The organism is Clostridium amylolyticum (assembly GCF_900142075.1).
Lineage (GTDB): Bacteria > Bacillota > Clostridia > Clostridiales > Clostridiaceae > Clostridium_AA > Clostridium_AA amylolyticum.
The window spans coordinates 353,226-372,031 of the sequence record NZ_FQZO01000004.1 but is presented as its reverse complement, the minus strand read 5'-3'; the positions used below and the strand labels follow the sequence as shown (position 1 = coordinate 372,031).

The window sequence follows — 18,806 nt, the reverse complement described above, 5'->3', positions numbered from 1 at the left end:
TAAACCTTATAGACATAAAAGACCTCCTCTTAACTGTATTTTAATTCTAACTTCATTCGAATTAATAGTCCAGCTTTTGGAGGGGGCCTATGAGTCCTTCATTCTACATTTTAAATTCTCAATTCTAAATTGAAAAAAATCCTATTTTTTTCCCTTAGAAACTTCTATTTTAACTTTTCTGTTGCCTAATCTTTTGCCGTTGCTCTTTTTAAGGAGTAGGTCTACAGCTCTTTCACTTACATCTACGAAGGAGAACTTTTCCATTATATCAATGTCACCCACATCTTCTTTGTTTACTCCTGCTGTGTCATTGAAGAACTGAAGCATTTGCTTTGGATTTACTCTATCCATACGTCCTACAGTAAGGAATAATCTTACGAAAGCTGAGGATGTTCCTATAGAGTTTTCTGTGTATTCATAGCTTATTTCTTTGCTATATACCATATGCATTAAGGCAGCAGCAACATCTACTAGGTTATATTCTTCATCTAGCTCTGCAGTAAGTGGTACAAATCTTTTATAATCATCTTTTTCAAGAGTTTCTTTAACTCTATTTATAATATTGTTGTATTTAGAGGAGAAAATATCATCTATGGTAGGAAGATCTTTTCTCTTTATTTTGCTTTTTGTATATTTTTCGATTTGCTTAAGAGTTATATATTCTCTTGGAGTTACAAGGGAGTAGGCTATACCAGTTCTGTTTGCTCTACCTGTTCTTCCAATTCTATGCACATAAGATTCTATGTCTTGAGGAATATCGTAGTTTATAACGTGAGTGATATTCTCAACGTCTATACCTCTTGCTGCAACATCTGTAGCTACTAGGAACTCAAGAGAACCTTCTTTGAATTTTCTTAAAGTGTTTAATCTTACGTTTTGGCTCATATCACCATGCATACCTTCAACATTGTAGCCTCTAATTTGAAGAGTTTCTACAAGTTCATCTACACCTCTTTTGGTGTTACAGAAGATAATTGCACTGGAAGGCTCATCTACATCAAGAATTCTGCAAAGAGATTCAAATCTATCTTTATGCTTAATTTCAAAATAATATTGATCAATGGTAGATACAGTTACAGTACTTTTAACTATGGAGATATGCTTAGTATCATCTTTCATGTATCTCTTTGAAAGCTTTTTGATTTCAGCAGGCATAGTAGCTGAGAATAACAAAGTTTGTCTGCTCTTATTTGAATTTTTAATTATTTCTTCAATATCATCTATAAATCCCATGTTTAGCATTTCATCAGCTTCATCAAGTACAAGAAATTGTATATCTTGAAGGTGAAGAACATTTCTTCTTAAAAGGTCTAATATTCTACCTGGAGTACCAACTACAATATCAATACCGTTTCTTAAAGCTCTAATTTGTCTATCGATGGGCTGACCACCATATACAGGTAGTAGCCTTACTCTTGAATATTTAGCTATTCTTGCTATTTCATCATTTACTTGAATGGCAAGTTCTCTTGTAGGAGTAAGTACAATTGCTTTAACTCCTTTTATTGATGGATCCAAAGCATTTAATATTGGAGCACCAAAGGCTAAAGTTTTACCAGTACCTGTTTGCGCTTGACCTATAGCATCAAAGCCTTGTAAAAGAACAGGAATAACTTCAGCTTGAATTTGTGATGGTTCTTCAAAACCCATGTCATCAATTGACTTAAGTATATTATTATTCAGTCCTAAATTGTTAAATTTAATTTCGTTCATTTAAAATCCTCACTTTTTGATTTGACTTTTCTTCAAATAACTTAAATTTGTTATATTTAATATTTGAAGCTCCTCTATGGAATACTCAAAAGCCGGTGTTTTTATCTGACGCTATATTATCAAAGAAATAATATCTTCTCAAACTCTCATTTACCAGGATTGAAGGTCATGTAATATAATCTTCAAATTTTCACATCGTCTTTCGAACAACTTACTATAACATAGTATTTATGCATTTGCAAGGTATAATTAACCAACTTTTTATATGTAAACCATAACAGGGAGTTTTATATTTTAGAAACATTTTAGTAAGCGACCATGCCAAATCAAAGATTTGGAATGGCTGCTTATATTATGTGCAGATTTATTTTTTTTATGAGGGGGATGAGAATTTTGGAGTTTTTTCTTGGATAGAAATTAAACGGCTTGTACTAATTTTAGTACAAGCCGTTTATTCTAAATAATCAATAATTATTTATTACAATATCTATTAATAGCTATTTTCCTGCTGCTGTGTGTATTGCAGCTTGATGAAGGTTATCAATTTTGTCACTTCCATGGGTTCTGCTGTTTAAAAAATGTAAATCCATGACCCCATCCATACCGTTATTTTTCACAGCATCTAAATTTGTACCGAAACCAAAGTTACCTGAACGGTTTTCAATTAATTCCTCTGAAGGTTTAGAATCTAATCCTGCATGAGGCATAGCGCTTAGAGATGCTGCAATACTTCTGCCAGCATAATAAACCACCACAGGTCTTCTTTCCCAAGAAAAGCCACCCCATATACTTTTTATGGTGTTAGTATCTTGAAGGGTTAATGCTTCTACGTCGGCATGATTAGTTCCAAAAGTTCTTTTTAAATTAAAAGTTTTATTGGTATAAAAGTCTCTAACTTGAAAGATTGCACCTCTTGGGATAATGGTGTCTGCTTCCTTCCACCAATCTAAGAGTTCACCATACTTGGAGGAATAAGTTTTACTTTCTCCTCTACTGTAGACTTTAGTATCACCATTAGTTTTTTGAGGTTCTTCAATAGAAGACGCTATCTTAAAAGATGATTCATTATTAGTTACTTCTAATTTATTTATTTCCTTTAAAGCATCTTTCACCATAGGGTCTGATGTATTAGGTTTACATTGAGTATTAAATTCCCTAACTACAATAGCACTATTAGATTTATCAACAATTCTTACCTCTCCAGGAGCTTGTCTCATGTATATAACTCCAGAACTTAAAAATATTCCAAGAATCATTGGTAAATATTTTTTATATTGCATGGTTTTCTCCTTTAGGTTTAGATTATTACGAAGATATGAAGTGAGCTTCGCAATTTTTGCCTCAGAAGTAAAGAAGCTTGTACCTAATACTAATTATAATAGAAAATTTAAAAAAGTAAAACAGGTTATGTTTTCCTAAATAAATATAATTATTGAAATATTAATATTTAATACAAACATAGGAAATCTTTATATTATAATATAGTAAATATATTAATGGCTATAATAAATTTTAAATCTATAAATTGTAATGAGGTGTTATAATGGGGAAAAATATAATTCCACAACTTGTACTTATAGGAATTTTAACTTTGATAAATGCTTTTTTTGCATCTGCAGAAATGGCTATAGTTTCTATAAATAAAAATAAGATAAAAATGCTGTCTGCACAAGGAGATAAGAAAGCTCAGATGCTTCAAAGGATATTGTCTGAGCCAAGTAAATTTTTAGCTACCATTCAAGTAGGAATTACCTTAGCAGGTTTTTTCGCCAGTGCTTCAGCTGCTACAGGCATTGCCAGTGTTCTATCAGGTGTATTTTTAAGCTATAATATACCCTATGCTTATGAAATTTCATTAGTAATAGTTACTATTATACTTTCATATATAACCTTAGTATTTGGAGAATTATTTCCAAAGAGGGTAGCACTTCAAAAAGCTGAAGTTATAGCAAGGTTTTCTATAGGTCCAATAATATTGGTTTCTAAGATTGCATATCCTTTTATTAAACTTCTTTCAATGTCCACAAATTTGTTGGTAAGAATTTTTAGAATAGATATGAAAAACTTAGAAGAAAAAGTTTCGGAAGAGGAAATAAGATCTTTAATTCAAGTAGGGGAGGAAACTGGGGTTATAAATACAGCTGAAAAGGATATGATTGAGAGTATCTTTAAATTTGATGATATACTTGCAAAGGAAATTATGATTCCTAGAACAGAAGTATTTATGATGGATATTGATGAGAGCTCAGAGGAGATTATTAAAAGGATACTACATAATTCTTTTTCTAGAATACCTATTTATGAAGGAAAACTAGATAATATAATAGGTGTGTTATATGTTAAAGACATATTAAGGGAGGCTGAAAAAGGGTTAAATAATATTAATGTAAGAGAACTACTAAGGCCACCGTACTTTGTCCATGAAAATAAGAATATTGATAAACTATTTGCAGAGCTTAAGGGAAATAAAATGCATTTAGCCGTACTAGTAGATGAATATGGTGGTTTCTCAGGGATAATAACTATGGAAGATTTAATTGAAGAGGTAATGGGAAATATTTTTGACGAGTATGATGATAGTAATGAATATATTAGTAAGATTGATAATTTTACCTATATGATAAAGGGTATAACCCCTTTAGAGGATATAAATAAGTATTTTCACCTAAATATTAATTCTGAGAACGTAGAAACTTTAGGTGGATTTATTATAGAAGATTTAGGAAGACTTCCTACTAAGGGAGAAAAAAGTATATTTAAGTACAAGGATGTTACCTTTGAAATCCAAAGTGTAAAGCATAATAGAATTGAAAAAGTGAAAATGTCATGGAACAATAAAAAGACTCCAAAGTAAGCTTTTGGTTTACCTTGGAGTCTTTTTTACAAAGCTTAAATCAATATGTAAGTTGATTATCTTTATTAAAGAAAGTTTTATAACCTAGCTGTACCGCCAAAATTACAGATAGTGAAACGCTGCCTGTAATTCCTAACATAATGGCGATTTGATATTCTATGGCAGTAAGGGGAGAAGTGCCGGATAGAATTTGCCCTGTCATCATTCCTGGAAGAAACACTATACCCATACCTACCATAGAATTTATGGTAGGTAGTATGGCAGAGTCAAAGGCATTATCTATAATAGATTTTGCAGCAGCTTTTGGTGGAGCCCCTAGCATAAGCGCAGCTTCCACCAAGTTCTTATTTGTATTCATTCCATCTACCAATCTGTTAATACCTAAAGTTATACCAGTCATGGAATTGCCAATCAACATACCTGAGATAGGGATGAAGTATCTTGGATTGTACCAAGGAGTAACTCTTACTACTATAATTAGAAAAAATAAGATTGTGATAAAAGAACCAAAAAACATGGAAAAGGCTATTATTTTTTTTAGTTTATTAGATAGCTTTATTTTTATGCGCTTTGTAATATTATAAATTGAAAATGCTTCCATTATAATAATAACTGCTAAAGTATAAAGAGGATGGGGATTTTTAAAAAGATAATCTAAAATATAACCAGTAGCAATAAGTTGTAGAGTCATTCTAATGGAGGCGATTATAATTTCTTTTTCACGATTAATTCCTTTTAATCTTACTATTATTAAAAGAATTAATATAAATATGTAAGCACTAATCATTTGAGTGATACCCAAGTTCATAGCTTCATTCATTATTTTACCTCCTTAATATTTATTATTTTTCCTTCTTTTATTTCTATTAGGCAATCATAATAATTTTCTGCAATACTCTTTGAATGTGTAACCATAATTAAGGTTTTATTATTTTTCCTAGTGTGATTAACTAGTTTCTCAATAACGAATTTTTCTGTGTCCTCATCTAAAGCAGAGGATGGTTCATCTAGAAGGAATACCTTAGGATTCATTATTAAAACCCTAGCCAAGGCTAATCTTTGCTTTTCTCCACCAGAGAGATTTTCTGAATTATCTTCTAAATTCTTATTAAGCTTTATAAAGGATAAGGCTTCTTCTAAGACTTTATCTGAAACCATAGGCTTTTCAGAAAATTTAAGACCTATTAATAAATTATCCTTTATGGTGCCTTCAAATATGGCTGGTATTTGAGAAAGCATTACCACTTCTCTTCTTAAGTTTACTGAATCAATATCTTTTAAGGAAATATTGTTATATAGAATTTCTCCTTTGTCTGGAGAAACAAGCTTATTTAACATTTTAAGCAAAGTGGTTTTGCCACCACCGCTTTCTCCTACTATACATATTATTTTATTTCCGAGCAATTCTAATCTATTTATAGCTAATATATCTTTATAAACTAGACCTTTGATAGAAAACAATGAAATCATCTCCTGCATTCTTTGGTGTGTTTAGCATATTTATATACAATGACAAGCTAATATCGAAAACCGATATTATAATATTATTTTATCATCTTTACTACTCAATATGTATAAATAAACAGTTAATAATATATGACACCTTCTTGTTAGGTCGGAATTAGAGTTATAAAATTTATAGTGCATAAGTGAATGATTATGCATAAAAATGAATATTTTGCTAATAAGTATCTAATTTTTTATAGTTATTAAACCCATTGGTTATTAAATTGTTAGTAAAAATCATAAATAATGAGAATTTATATTTAAAGTAAACATTTACTTATTAAAATGTAATAAAAATTAAAAATACTATTGCATATTTATAATAAAAGAATGTATAATTATACACATGTTAAAGGGAATTATATTTTTATATAAATTTGGAGGAGAGATAATATGAAAAAGGGATTATTTAAAAAGATAGTAACAGCAATCACAGTTGGGGCTTTAACATTATCTATTACAGCTTGTGGAAAGAATACTAAAGGAGTATCAGCGGATGGTTCCGATGGAGCTTTAGCAAAGGTTAAGAAATCCGGTAAACTTGTAGTAGGTACTAGTGCGGATTTTCCACCTTATGAGTTTCATAAAGAAGTTAATGGAAAAGATGAAATAGTTGGATTTGACATAGAAATAGCTAAAGAGATAGCTAAAGATCTAGGGGTTAAACTTGAAATAAAGGATATGAGCTTTGATGGACTTCTAGGTGCTTTGAGTACCGGAAATGTGGACATGGTTATAGCAGGTATGACTCCAGATGCTGAAAGATCAAAAAGTGTAGATTTCTCTAAAATATACTATGAAGCAGAGCAGACTATGCTTATAAGAGCTGAAGATAAAGATAAGTATACCGGAGTAGAAGCATTAACAGGTAAAAAGATAGGAGCACAAAAGGGTTCTATACAAGAAGGAATAGCTAAAGAACAGATAAAAGATTCTCAAGTTAAGGGACTTGGAAAAATTACAAACCTTGTATTGGAACTTAAGAATAAAAAAGTAGATGGAGTAGTAATGGAAACCGTAGTGGCAAAGTCCTATGCAGCAGCAAATAAAGACTTAGCAGTAGTTAACTTTAAATTCCAAGAAAACAGCGAAGAAAAAGGTGCTGCGGTGGCAGTTAAAAAAGGATCAAAAGATTTTGCAGAACAAATCAATAAAACTTTAGATAGACTTATGAATGAAAAAGCTATAGAAAAGCTTGTTATAGATGCAAATAATCAAGTAGATATAAAGGAATAGGGGGATAAAATTGGACTTTAGTTTTCTATCTAAATATAATATGTTCTTTATTAATGGAGCAAAGTTAACATTATTCCTAGCATTTTTTACAGTATTGTTTGGATCAATATTAGGATTATTGCTATCATTAATGAAGCTCTCAAATAGTAAAATTTTAAAAGTCATTTCTTCTACTTATATAGAGTTTGTAAGGGGTACTCCAATACTTGTACAGCTTTATATAGTGTATTATGGACTACCTTCTTTAGGAATAGAATTTCCAGATGTTTTAGCAGGTATAATTACCCTTTCTCTAAATAGCGCGGCTTATGTAGCGGAAATTATCAGAGCAGGAATAAGCGCAGTAGATAAAGGACAGATGGAGGCTGCTAGAAGTTTAGGTATGAGTAATGCTCAAGCTATGAGACATATTATAATACCTCAAGCGTTTAAAAACATTCTTCCTGCTTTAGGAAATGAGTTTATAGTGGTAGTTAAGGAATCATCCATAGTATCTGTTATTGGTATACATGAACTTATGTATAATGCTGATACGGTAAGAGGAAATACCTTTAGGCCTTTTGAACCACTGATAATTGCAGCTTTATTATATTTCGTAATGACCTTTACCTTATCTAAGGCATTAGGTGTTGTAGAAAGGAGGATGAAAGTAAGTGATAAAAACTGATAATTTGCATAAGCACTTTGGTGAATTACATGTTCTTAAAGGGGTAAGTGAACATGTGGAAAAAGGAGAGGTTCTTGTAATAATAGGACCTAGCGGTTCAGGAAAAAGTACTTTTTTAAGATGTTTAAACTTACTGGAATCTCCTTCTGAAGGAAGCATAATTTATAAAAATGAAGAAATAACTAAAAAGGGGACTAATATAAATAAAATTCGTGAGAACATGGGGATGGTCTTTCAGCAATTTAATCTGTTTCCTCATATGAAAGTTATAGATAATATAATCTTAGCACCTATGAAGGTGAAGAATAAAAGTAAAGAGGAAGCAGAAGCTATAGCTTATAAGCTGTTAAAGAAAATAGGACTAGAAGATAAAGCTTTAAGCTATCCTTCCAAGCTATCTGGCGGACAAAAGCAGAGAATAGCTATAGCAAGAGCTCTTGCTATGGAACCAGAAGTTATGCTTTTTGATGAACCTACTTCAGCCTTAGACCCTGAAATGGTAGGGGAAGTATTAAACGTAATGAAAGAGCTGGCTGCAGAAGGGATGACCATGGTGGTGGTAACCCATGAAATGGGTTTTGCCAAAGAAGTAGCAGACAGAGTGATTTTTATGGATGAAGGTAAGATCATCGAAGAAGGCACACCACAAGAAATATTCTCTAATCCTCAAAATCCTAGAACTAAAGATTTTCTAAGTAAGATACTATAAAATAGTGGATTAAATAAATGTTTAAACCAAAATGAGGCCTAGCTCTAGGCCTCATTTTAGCTTAATTAATTGTTAAATTTACCACTTTATAAAAGAGAATTACTATTTAAGATCAGACTTAACATCTTTTATAGTCTTATATAGGTCTTCTTTAGTATCCTTAGCATCTTCTACTACTACTTTTCCGGTATCTTTTAAATCTTTCTTTGCATTGTTTGCTTTTGTGTGAATATCACTCTTATCCTTATTAACATCTTCTTTAATTTCTTCTGCTTTTTCATGTATTATATCCTTTAATTCTTCTTTCCTTTCAGCAGCTTCTCTCTTAATTTTTTCTGCTTTATATTTTCCTTCATCTATAGTGTCTTTTATTTGAGTTTTGACTTCTTCAGTTTTTTTCTTAACATTATCTACAGTATCTGTATAAGTATTTTTTATATCCTTTCTAAGATCTTCACCTTTCTTAGGAGTGGTTAAGGCGGCAGCTACAGAACCTATGACAGCACCAATTCCCACTAAAGTTGCGTTTTTTAGTTGTTTTTTTCTTTCTATATTTCTTTTTTCTTTTTTTACCTTGTGAACTAAGTTTCTATATAACATTTTAAAACCTCCTCATATAGTAATTCTCTTAACAACAATTTGTTGGTTTTATTATAGGAGTAGTAAATATACTTTACAATAAGTAGAAAGCATAATTAATAATACCTTTACACTACGTTAAAAGCTGAGGTTTTTTGTTCACAAAATTGCAATTCAAAATGCTTTGTATTTATTTAATTTCATCAAAGAGCTCTTTAGCTTTAGCTACGGTTTCCTCTAAAGTTTCCTGGCCTTTTTTAGTTATAGAGTAATATTTTCTTACTTTACCTTCCACTACTTTTTCCTCTTTAGATAGCAATCCGCTGGATTCAAGGCTATGTAAAATGGGGTATAAGGTCCCAGGACTAATGTCATAACCATGGTGTTTAAGTTCATCAAGCATCCAAGAACCGTAAATAGGCTCTTCTTTAGCATGATGTAAAATATGAATGCTTATAAATCCTAATAAAAACTTCCTTGTAATTTGTTCTTGCATTTATTATCACCCTCAGTATATAATAATATCAAATCACGATAACGAAATTCGATATTAACTTTATTATTATTTTATCATATAGTTAAGTTTATAAGTAGTTAGCTTATTTAATGATTAAAAATAATAACTTGTTAATCTTAAATATAAAACAAATTAAAGGAGGGTGCAACTTGAAAGAGATAATTTCATATTTTTTGAAAATAGGTTTATTAGGTTTTGGAGGACCTATGGCTCATATAGCTATGATGGAGGAGGATCTTATTGAAAAGAGAAAGTGGGCAGATAGAGAGGATTTTTTAGATGGTCTTGCTGTTTCCAATATGTTGCCTGGTCCTGCTTCTACTCAGTTAGGAATATATTTAGGATATTTAAAGGGAGGGCTTAAAGGCGGTATTTTAGCTGGAATAAGCTTCATATTCCCTGCTTTTGTGATAATAACCTTTTTAAGTTATATATATTTTAAGTATGGTTCTATTCCACAGATAAAGGGCGTATTATACGGGGTTAATGCGTATGTTATCGCACTAGTTGGTATATCCCTTTATAAGATGGGTAAAAAGTCTATTACAGATAAGTTTGGACTAGCTATGTTTACTGTAAGTACTATATTAGTATATTTTCTAAAGATAAATTTAGTATTAGTTCTTATTTTAGGAGGAGTACTAGGAATAGTATATTACCATGTATTACCTAATAAACAAAATTTGTTTAAAAATAAAAAGTTATACAGCAGCATAGTTCCAGTGGTGCTTTTTAGCAACTTATTTTCTAAAATGTTTTTATTCTTTTTTAAAGTGGGGGCTTTCATATATGGAGGGGGACTGGTAATAATTCCATTTATAGAGCAAGAGGTGGTAGAAAACCTTCATTGGCTTACAAAACAAGAATTTTTAGCAGGCATTGCTTTAGGTCAAGTGACTCCTGGTCCTGTGGTTATAACCTCCGCTTTTATAGGTTATAAAATGGCTGGTGTGCTTGGTGCCTTTGTATCTGCCTTTGCTATATTTTTACCATCCTTCATATTCATTTTAGCTGCTGCGCCTTATTTAAGAAGGTTTAAAAACATACCTTGGATGAAAGCTTTTTTAAAGGGAATAAATGCTGCAGTTATTGGTGGAATACTAGCTGCACTGCTCTCATTAATTCCAGGAGCCATAGTAGATTTATGGACTGTAGGTATAGCGGTTATTGGGTTTATACTTTTATGGAAATATAAGATAAATGTATTCTATGGAGTGGCAGGAGCAGCAATATTAGGAGTCGTTAAGACGACTCTAATAATTTAGAATTGATAATTTAGAATTGAGAATGGAGGATAGTTTTTCTGGAAAAGCACCAGAAAAACTTCAAATTTATTATAAGAAAAGCTTCCCAAAAGGAAGCCTTTTCTTATTTAATTTCAAAGAAACTCCGTGAGTTTCCTCATTCATTTTAAATTCTAAATTCTCAATTAAAAAATAACCTCCGCTTCTTTTTGCAGAGGTTATTTTTTCATAGTAGTCTTTAAATAAATTAATTTAGAGAGTGATCTCTAAAATGCTGGCTTATATAAAATAAGTTATTTAATAACCGTTTACACAATTAATTATACACTTATAAGGGTATTAATTTCAATATTAAATAATATAAAATATTGAAAATTTTAATTTTCTAATAAATTTTTTTATTTTGAGTCGATATGATGGTCATCAGTGGCTTCGATAACCACGTAACCCTCATCTTTGGGGTAGTTATCCTCTGGTACTATACTGCTGTCATCATACTCTGGATTTTCTTGAGAGCTGCTACTGCAAGTAGGGGTTATAGTAATATCTATACCACTCTCAGCACAGGAAGAATCTTGGTTTTTTTCATTATTATTTTGGCCTTTTTTATTCATGTAGCCTATCATGGCGGCAGCTGCCATAGCTCCAATGCCTGCTCCTATCATCATGTTTCTTGTTTTCTTTTTTCTTTCATTCATTTTATACATATAACTCATGATGCAAATCAGTCCCTTCAACATATTTTTACTCCTTTATACACATTAAATATAAATATTCTCATTAGTATATCATCCTTATTATTTACTACATTTACTATTGCTATTCAAAGTAATAGAGGAAGTTTAAATTATTTATGGAATTAAAAGCTAATAGGTTTAATTTTTTTATTTATTTATCAATGTTTATGGAAGAACTTTCTAAATTATGATAAAATAATAACAGGCTATATAAGGAGGTAACGTATGGAAACAAATAATTTTGAAAACAACGAAATTCAGTCAAGGCTAACCTTAGGAGAAAAAATTAAATATTTTTTCATTAATCCGCAAAAACTCTTTGAAGACTATTTACATCATGGAAAATATGCAATACCAATGGTTATAGTTGTTGCAATTTCTACAATAGTAGCTGTAATCCAAGGAATAATTTCCAAAGAAGCATTAAAAGGTGCAGTGGACAAACAATTAAATACCACACCAGGTATGGATCCAGCTGCATTGGGAATAGCGCAGAGCGTTGCTGATGTAACTACATCTCCCATATTTGTAGCAATTACTACTATTGTAGGCATTTTAATAGGTATATATTTTACTACCTTAATATATTGGCTGGTATCTAAGATGTTTAAAGGTACTGCCAGTTACTCTCAAATGGTAGGAGTTTATGTAATATCATACTTTCCTGTGGTTATAGGAAGCATAATAAGATTAATATATGACGTTATAGTAAACAAGCCCATAGATGTGAATGCAGCGGCTAATTTATCCGTAGGAAATGTGATTTTAGCCAAACTAAATGTCTTTGGAATTTGGCAGATGCTACTACTGGTTATAGGAATAGCTGTAGTGGCTAAGATATCAAAGAAAAAGAGTATTGGTGTGGTGGTTATCATTTGGGCACTTGGACTAACGTTTTCTCTAATGAGTTTAGGAGCTACTAATGCTCTTAAAGGAATAACACCTCCTTCTACACCTGTACCTTAAGGCTTGTTATAATTAAAAAATATATTACTTAAAATAAAAGTCCTGGAGTATTAAATACCCAAGGACTTTTTTACGTACCTCTATAGATTCAATGAATTAAACATTTATTCTTCCTTTATAGAGCTTATTACATCTAATTTAGCTGCTTTAGAAGCAGGGACGACACCTGCTATAAAGCCTATTAAAGTACTAAAAAGGAGTATGAAGATAACTAAACCTGGTGTTGCTGTGGCAATTTTAACATTTGGGGTTTGTCCTTTTGTTAGAAAAGCATTAATTACCATATTAATTAAAAAGTTTACTAGAAATCCTAAGAGAAGACCAAATATACCTCCCATGAGGCCTATAGAACATGCTTCACCTACAAATATTCTTTTAACGTCTTTTACACTACCACCAATTACCTTCATAATACCGATTTCTTTTTTTCTTTCATATATTGCCATGTTCATGGTATTTGTAATGCCAAAGGCTGCTACCAGCAAAGATATCCCTCCTAGGGCTGCAAGAACAATCTTGACACCATCTAGAACTTTTCCAATGCCGCCTTGAATTTCTTTAAAAGAATTTATTTGATATCCATTTTCTTTAAGTATTTTTTCCGCTTCGTCGATTTTATTTGTATCTTTTAAAATAACTTCTACACTGCCGTAGCCTTCTTCTTTATTTTCTTCTTTCAAAGCAGAAGAATTTCTCCATTTTTTAATATTCTCCACAGTATCCAAAGGAGTTTTCACAGTAAAGTCATCCATGGTACTTTCCTTTGCTATGCCTACTACAGTTAAGTTTATAGTATAGTCCTCTTCTTTTTTGGAGGATTGGTTTAAGGGAACAGTACCACTTTTTGATATTTTTAACTTAATAGTCCTTTTTAATAAGCTTTCTATCTCTTTATTATCTATTTTATCCGTGGGCTTATGACCTAAAAGAAGCACAGCCATTTTATACCCTAAAATCCCTTCATTTTTGCTATCATTGGGATACCTACCTGCAAAAAGATCATCCTTTTTTGATAACTCCTTCATAGGCATACCAGTTATACTAGCGCCAGTATTAATCTTTTTATATTCTAGGTTTCCAAATTCATTAAGCTTTGGAATTACCGCTTTAACAAAAGGATAACTTTTAAGTTCTTTTATACTTTTCTTATCTAGCTTTGTTTTTAGTTTTTTTTCTTCTGGAGTTACAGGAGCTCCATAAGCGGAGGGTGGTACAGCAGGAGAGATGGATATTACTGACGTATCAAATACTGAACCTATTTCATCAGTAATATATTTTTTAAAGCCATTTCCTAAAGAGACAATGGTAAATATAGCTATAGAACCTATTATAACCCCTATCATAGTAAAGATAGTTCTGCTTTTCCTTTTCCAAAGATTTTTCCAGATTATTTCAAATAAATCTGCAAGACGCATACTAAGCACCTAATCCAAATAGTTTCTTTAAAATGGATTTAAAACTCCATTTTTTTTCTTGTGAAGGCTTTGCAGCAGTAGGAGTAGTAGCTTTTATGGTGAAGGGTTTTTCTATTTTTCCTTCCATACCCATGTCATCTTTAAAGGTAATAACCACATTCCCTGTGGTATCTTTTTCAAAATGCCCAAGGTTTTCATCGAAGCTTTCTTCTACTTCAGGTTCCATAGCACCTATATATTTTGAAACATTTATATCTCCTGCAGAGATATTTACCATGACACTGTTTAAAGAGCCTTTGCCTGCATTGATAAAACTTCCGCTTATCTTACCTGTATCTGAGGGCTTAAATTCGGTAAGAACCAAATTGGCAGGATTTTTTACTATAATGCCGCAGACTTTAGTTATCTCTACAGGAGATTTACCGCTTTCATTAAAGGAAGCATTTACATTAAAATTGTAAATTCCAGATTTAATGGAGGGAGAGCTTATAAGTTTAATGGATACTTCTGCTGAAGAATTTTTGTTTAATGTGCCATAATATATTTCATTGGTAGTACCTACAGGAGAAAAGCCTTCCAAAATATTTTTACCTTCAATACCTAGTATTTTAAGAGATATGTTTTCTAATTTACTATTATTTTTGTTTTCAATTTTAAATTTAAGAGTAAACTCTTTGCCAGGTTCTACATATTTAGGATCTGTGGTAACCTCTGTTATAATGAGCTTTTTAGATTGTATTCCTACCATATTGGTAACGGTATTATAATTATTACCTACAGGTGCGGATTCATTATTTAAAATATCTGGAGATTCAGCAAAAGCTATCACTGTGTTAAGACTAAGAGTTAGTGCAATAGTTAAAGTTAATATTAAAGATTTTCTTTTCATAATATCCTCCTTTATGATTAATCTAGCATACCATCCTTCATTCTGATAATTCTGTTAGCATAATTACACACTTGGTTAGAGTGAGTAACTACTACGAAAGTCATGTTTAGAGATTCATTTAGTCCCTTAAGGAGATCTAAGATCTCAATGCTTGTCTTACTATCTAAGTTTCCAGTAGGCTCGTCCGCTAATATAATAGAGGGATTATTAACTAAAGCTCTAGCTATAGAAACTCTCTGTTGCTGCCCGCCTGAAAGCTCCCAGGGCTTATGTTCCATTCTATCCTTAAGACCTACATGTTCTAGGATAGTTATAGCTTTTTTTCTTCGTTCTACTTTAGGGACACCGGTAAATATTAAAGGCATCTCTACATTTTCAAGAGCGGTTAGCTGAGGAAGAAGATTATAGGACTGAAAAATAAAACCTATGCTTTTTCTCCTGAATAATGCTCTTTGATTTTCATCCAAATTGTGAAGCTTAGTATTAGATATAAAAACCTCACCTTTATCAAAAGGCATAAGACCGCCTAAAATATTCAAAAGCGTAGATTTTCCAGAACCGGATTCACCTATAATAGCAGCAAATTCACCTTTTTCTATATCTAAAGTAACTCCTTTCAATACTTCAACCTTTACTTTACCCATGTTAAAACTTTTTATCACATTAGAACATTGTACTAGGGACATTATCTCACCCCTTTTCTGTATGTTAATTTTAAAACATACCTTTATTATAGCACCTTGTAATAATATGGTATATTAAATTATCCTTAAAAAGTGACCTGGATTTAATCATTTCATTATATAGCAGTGGTACCATCATCTAAGAAAATAATTTTGTGGTATAATAATTAAGGATATTTACAGAATTTTATGTTTTGGTTAGGAGATGAGAAGATATGAGCTTTAAAGAGCAGAGGATACAAGAGATTAATTCCTTAGCAGAAACTAAATTTTTAAGTCTATATGATATAAAATATAAAAATAAGATTGGAAAAATAAAAAGTTGGACTGTGGCTTCTAGAAAAAATTTAGAAGCATTAAAACAGCAGCATTTTAATGGTAAGAAAGAAAAAACTGATGCAGTGGTAATATTTGCAGTACATAAAGAAAGTAAGAAGCTGGTGCTGATTAAGCAATTTAGGGTGCCAGTAAATAATTTTATGTATGAGCTTCCAGCAGGTCTTATAGATGGGGAAGAAAAAATAGAAGAAGCATTAAGGCGTGAACTTAAGGAAGAAACAGGGCTGACACTTCTAGAGATAGATAGCAGTAAAAAACTGCTTCCCGTATATGCATCAGGGGGAATGACAGACGAGTCTATGGCCATAATGTTCTGTGTGTGTGAGGGAGTACCCAGCATAGATTATTTAGAAGAGGATGAAGACCTGGAAATAAAACTTGTATCCCAAGAAGAAGCAGCAGAATTATTAAAGCAGGATATAAAAATAGATGCAAAAGCATATTTAGCATTGCACCTATTTGCCATGGTAGGAGAAAAGTCTGTTAATTTATACTAGATTATTTGATAAAAATAGAACTTGCTTTTAGGCAAGTTCTATTTAGTTTCAAAAGTGTGCTCTATCTTCCTCATGTGGTATGCTTTACCGGTATTTCTAAATATAATTATTAGTGAAGTATATAGTGGAACTGCTATGAATGCTCCTAATATACCAAACACTGATAAACTTATTAATATCACTATTATAACGGTGAGAGGGTGAAGATTTAACTTGTTACTCATAATGTTAGGAGTAACGAGATTTTCTTCTAGCTGCTGAACTATAATAGAGGCAATAATTATTTTTAAAACCATATTGAGATTTATGGTTAGTCCTAATAGTATTGCTGGTATGATACCTAATATGGGACCAAGAAAGGGTATTACCGTGGTGATGGCTGAAAAACATGCTAAAAAAAGTGCATTAGGCATGCCTATTATCTTGTAAGCCAAAAGCATCATTACCCCTATCACCAAGGATACTACCATTTGGCTCTTTATATAACTTGATAGGGTTTCATCTATTTCTTTTAATGTGGTTTTTGCTATATGTTTATATTTATCTGGGGTAATATCTAAAAGACCTTTAGCAAATTTAGTATCATCCTTTAGTAAATAAAAAAGAAGAAAAGGAATTATTATTATCTGTGTAAAGGTGTTACTGATGCTGGTAAAAAAATCAAAAAAGTAAGTGCTTATGTAAGACACAACATTAGAAAGATATGAAAGAATCTTCTCATTAATATTAAACTTTTCTACATAGTCCCCTATAGACTCTCCAAAAAAGTCTTTAAAACTATTTAAGTTAATTAACTCTCCATTAGCAGTACTACCCTGGAATTCTTTGGTGACTACTGAAATGCCATATTTTAATAAAGTAGCTAAGGCTGTAACAAATAGTAAAACAGTAACTATCACAGCTAGGGTTTTATGCTTGTCCTTTATGTTTATATAATTCACCACTGGTCTTAGAACATAATAAAAGAATATAGTAAAAATAATCGGTACAATTAAACTATTAGCTATTTTACCTATGGGCTTAAAAATGTAATCAAGTTTTGTAAACACATATAAAATAAGTAGCGATAATAGAATATTTATAAGGGTTAAAGTTATCTTTTTATTATTCATTGTTTCATCACACTCCAAGATTCCTTTTTGCAGGTTAATACAATGATATTATGTGAAAGGATATGTTTCAACAAAATCATACAATGTTTACCTTATTTACAAATTATTAAAATAATTATTTTAATATATATAAATATTTATAAAGGCAGGGAATAGTAACTATTGTGATTTAGAGAACACATCAACTAATATATTAATATATGTGAAAAAATATTATGCTATGGTGGGGGTAAAATTGAAAAGTAACAATTTACTTTTAATAGTGCTGATGATATTAATTAGTACAAGCTCCATTGCTTGTGCTGAAAGTGCTGTAAAAGATAACAATATTAGTATAACAGAAAAACATTCTATGAAAGAGAACAACCAAAATGAACAGGAGGATAAAAAACATCCTAAAGGCACTAATATTACTTTATTATCTAAGGAAGAGATTCTAAATAAGTATAAAAACCTTAAGCCTAAGGAATTTGGAGAACACGTAAATGGGATAATAGATAATTTAAATACAAAGGAAAAAGTTATAGCTTTAACCTTAGATGCTTGTGGTGGAAATCATGGAAGTGAATATGATAAAGAGTTAATTGATTATTTAGTTTCTAATAATATGCCTGCCACATTATTTATTAATTCTAGGTGGATTGACAGCAACATGCAAACTTTTAAAGAATTAAGCTCTAACCCATTGTTTGATATAGAAAATCATGGAACGCTACATAAACCCCTTAGTGTAGATGGAAAATCTGCCTATAAGATAAAGGGTACAAATTCCCAGGAAGAGGCATTAAAAGAAGTGTTAGATAACCATGAGAAAATTGAAAAGCTTACAGGAAGAAAGCCAAAGTTTTTTAGGGCAGGTACAGCTAATTATGATGATATTAGCATTAATATGCTTAAGGATCTTAAAATAAAAGTTATAGGTTTTAACATAAATGGAGATGCTGGAGCAACCTTTTCGGAAAACATGGTTTATAAAAGTGTGACAAAATCTCAAAATGGTTCTATTATAATATGTCATATGAATAAACCTAGAGGAAGCACTGCTGAGGGCTTAAAAAAGTCTTTACCTAAACTTATAAGTGAAGGATATAGATTTGTGAAATTAGAAGAATATATAAAGTAAAATATAAAAAAGCTGGAATA

General features: G+C 31.2%; 19 protein-coding genes. 8 read left to right on the top strand and 11 right to left on the bottom strand.

Annotated elements, in window-relative coordinates; genetic code table 11:
- Positions 1-141: 141 nt before the first annotated feature.
- Both BUA82_RS11695 and BUA82_RS11690 read right to left on the bottom strand, forming a co-directional pair.
- A complete protein-coding gene (locus BUA82_RS11695; protein ID WP_073008183.1) occupies positions 142-1,713 on the bottom strand; it encodes a DEAD/DEAH box helicase in 1,572 nt (523 codons plus the stop codon).
- Positions 1,714-2,210: 497 nt separating this feature from the next.
- A complete protein-coding gene (locus BUA82_RS11690) occupies positions 2,211-2,993 on the bottom strand; it encodes a hypothetical protein (protein WP_143148618.1) in 783 nt (260 codons plus the stop codon).
- A 263-nt stretch (positions 2,994-3,256) separates the two neighbouring features.
- Here BUA82_RS11690 and BUA82_RS11680 point away from each other — a divergent pair, with 263 nt between their 5' ends.
- Positions 3,257-4,567: a hemolysin family protein gene (locus BUA82_RS11680; protein ID WP_073008177.1), complete on the top strand. Its 1,311-nt coding sequence runs from the start codon at positions 3,257-3,259 to the stop codon at positions 4,565-4,567.
- Between the two features lie 40 nt (positions 4,568-4,607).
- Here the strand turns inward: BUA82_RS11680 and BUA82_RS11675 are convergent, their stop codons facing one another.
- Both BUA82_RS11675 and BUA82_RS11670 read right to left on the bottom strand, forming a co-directional pair.
- Positions 4,608-5,387 (bottom strand): ABC transporter permease, encoded by a 780-nt coding sequence (locus tag BUA82_RS11675; RefSeq protein ID WP_073008174.1) that lies wholly within the window; start codon positions 5,385-5,387, stop codon positions 4,608-4,610.
- Positions 5,387-6,037 carry an ABC transporter ATP-binding protein gene (locus BUA82_RS11670; protein WP_341430354.1) on the bottom strand — a complete coding sequence of 217 codons (651 nt, stop codon included), beginning with the start codon at positions 6,035-6,037 and terminating at the stop codon, positions 5,387-5,389. The genes BUA82_RS11675 and BUA82_RS11670 overlap by 1 nt, the downstream gene beginning before the upstream one ends.
- A gap of 429 nt (positions 6,038-6,466) precedes the next feature.
- Here BUA82_RS11670 and BUA82_RS11665 point away from each other — a divergent pair, with 429 nt between their 5' ends.
- From BUA82_RS11665 to BUA82_RS11655, 3 genes are read left to right on the top strand one after another with little or no spacing between them, the layout of a single operon-like run.
- Positions 6,467-7,309: an ABC transporter substrate-binding protein gene (locus BUA82_RS11665; protein ID WP_073008168.1), complete on the top strand. Its 843-nt coding sequence runs from the start codon at positions 6,467-6,469 to the stop codon at positions 7,307-7,309.
- Between the two features lie 10 nt (positions 7,310-7,319).
- Complete coding sequence (locus BUA82_RS11660; protein WP_073008165.1) at positions 7,320-7,976, top strand: amino acid ABC transporter permease; 657 nt, start codon at positions 7,320-7,322, stop codon at positions 7,974-7,976.
- A complete protein-coding gene (locus BUA82_RS11655) occupies positions 7,963-8,685 on the top strand; it encodes an amino acid ABC transporter ATP-binding protein (protein ID WP_073008162.1) in 723 nt (240 codons plus the stop codon). The genes BUA82_RS11660 and BUA82_RS11655 overlap by 14 nt, the downstream gene beginning before the upstream one ends.
- Positions 8,686-8,787: 102 nt before the next feature.
- On the opposite strand, the gene BUA82_RS11650 is transcribed toward BUA82_RS11655, so the two are convergent.
- Together BUA82_RS11650 and BUA82_RS11645 are read right to left on the bottom strand one after the other, a co-directional pair.
- Positions 8,788-9,285 (bottom strand): YtxH domain-containing protein, encoded by a 498-nt coding sequence (locus BUA82_RS11650; RefSeq protein WP_073008159.1) that lies wholly within the window; start codon positions 9,283-9,285, stop codon positions 8,788-8,790.
- A 169-nt stretch (positions 9,286-9,454) separates the two neighbouring features.
- A complete protein-coding gene (locus BUA82_RS11645; protein ID WP_073008156.1) occupies positions 9,455-9,760 on the bottom strand; it encodes a PadR family transcriptional regulator in 306 nt (101 codons plus the stop codon).
- A 170-nt stretch (positions 9,761-9,930) separates the two neighbouring features.
- Here BUA82_RS11645 and chrA point away from each other — a divergent pair, with 170 nt between their 5' ends.
- A complete protein-coding gene (gene chrA, locus BUA82_RS11640) occupies positions 9,931-11,046 on the top strand; it encodes a chromate efflux transporter (protein ID WP_178140726.1) in 1,116 nt (371 codons plus the stop codon).
- A gap of 377 nt (positions 11,047-11,423) precedes the next feature.
- On the opposite strand, the gene BUA82_RS11635 is transcribed toward chrA, so the two are convergent.
- A complete protein-coding gene (locus tag BUA82_RS11635; protein WP_073008150.1) occupies positions 11,424-11,765 on the bottom strand; it encodes a hypothetical protein in 342 nt (113 codons plus the stop codon).
- A 222-nt stretch (positions 11,766-11,987) separates the two neighbouring features.
- Between BUA82_RS11635 and BUA82_RS11630 the strand changes: the two genes are divergently transcribed.
- A complete protein-coding gene (locus BUA82_RS11630; protein WP_073008147.1) occupies positions 11,988-12,728 on the top strand; it encodes a Yip1 family protein in 741 nt (246 codons plus the stop codon).
- Positions 12,729-12,832: 104 nt separating this feature from the next.
- Here BUA82_RS11630 and BUA82_RS11625 read toward each other — a convergent pair whose 3' ends face one another.
- Genes BUA82_RS11625 through BUA82_RS11615 form a run of 3 tightly spaced genes read right to left on the bottom strand, consistent with a single transcriptional unit; the run spans position 12,833 to position 15,718 of the window.
- A complete protein-coding gene (locus BUA82_RS11625; protein ID WP_073008144.1) occupies positions 12,833-14,143 on the bottom strand; it encodes an ABC transporter permease in 1,311 nt (436 codons plus the stop codon).
- Position 14,144: 1 nt separating this feature from the next.
- A complete protein-coding gene (locus tag BUA82_RS11620) occupies positions 14,145-15,032 on the bottom strand; it encodes a COG1361 family protein (RefSeq protein WP_073008141.1) in 888 nt (295 codons plus the stop codon).
- A 17-nt stretch (positions 15,033-15,049) separates the two neighbouring features.
- On the bottom strand, positions 15,050-15,718 hold the full coding sequence (locus BUA82_RS11615) for an ABC transporter ATP-binding protein (protein ID WP_073008138.1): 669 nt from the start codon (positions 15,716-15,718) through the stop codon (positions 15,050-15,052).
- A gap of 212 nt (positions 15,719-15,930) precedes the next feature.
- Here BUA82_RS11615 and BUA82_RS11610 point away from each other — a divergent pair, with 212 nt between their 5' ends.
- On the top strand, positions 15,931-16,551 hold the full coding sequence (locus BUA82_RS11610; RefSeq protein ID WP_073008135.1) for an NUDIX hydrolase: 621 nt from the start codon (positions 15,931-15,933) through the stop codon (positions 16,549-16,551).
- A 38-nt stretch (positions 16,552-16,589) separates the two neighbouring features.
- Here the strand turns inward: BUA82_RS11610 and BUA82_RS11605 are convergent, their stop codons facing one another.
- On the bottom strand, positions 16,590-17,663 hold the full coding sequence (locus BUA82_RS11605; RefSeq protein ID WP_073008132.1) for an AI-2E family transporter: 1,074 nt from the start codon (positions 17,661-17,663) through the stop codon (positions 16,590-16,592).
- 235 nt (positions 17,664-17,898) lie between these two features.
- Between BUA82_RS11605 and BUA82_RS11600 the strand changes: the two genes are divergently transcribed.
- Entirely contained in the window at positions 17,899-18,786 is an 888-nt protein-coding gene (locus BUA82_RS11600; protein ID WP_242948965.1) for a polysaccharide deacetylase family protein, read from the top strand.
- Positions 18,787-18,806: the final 20 nt, after the last annotated feature.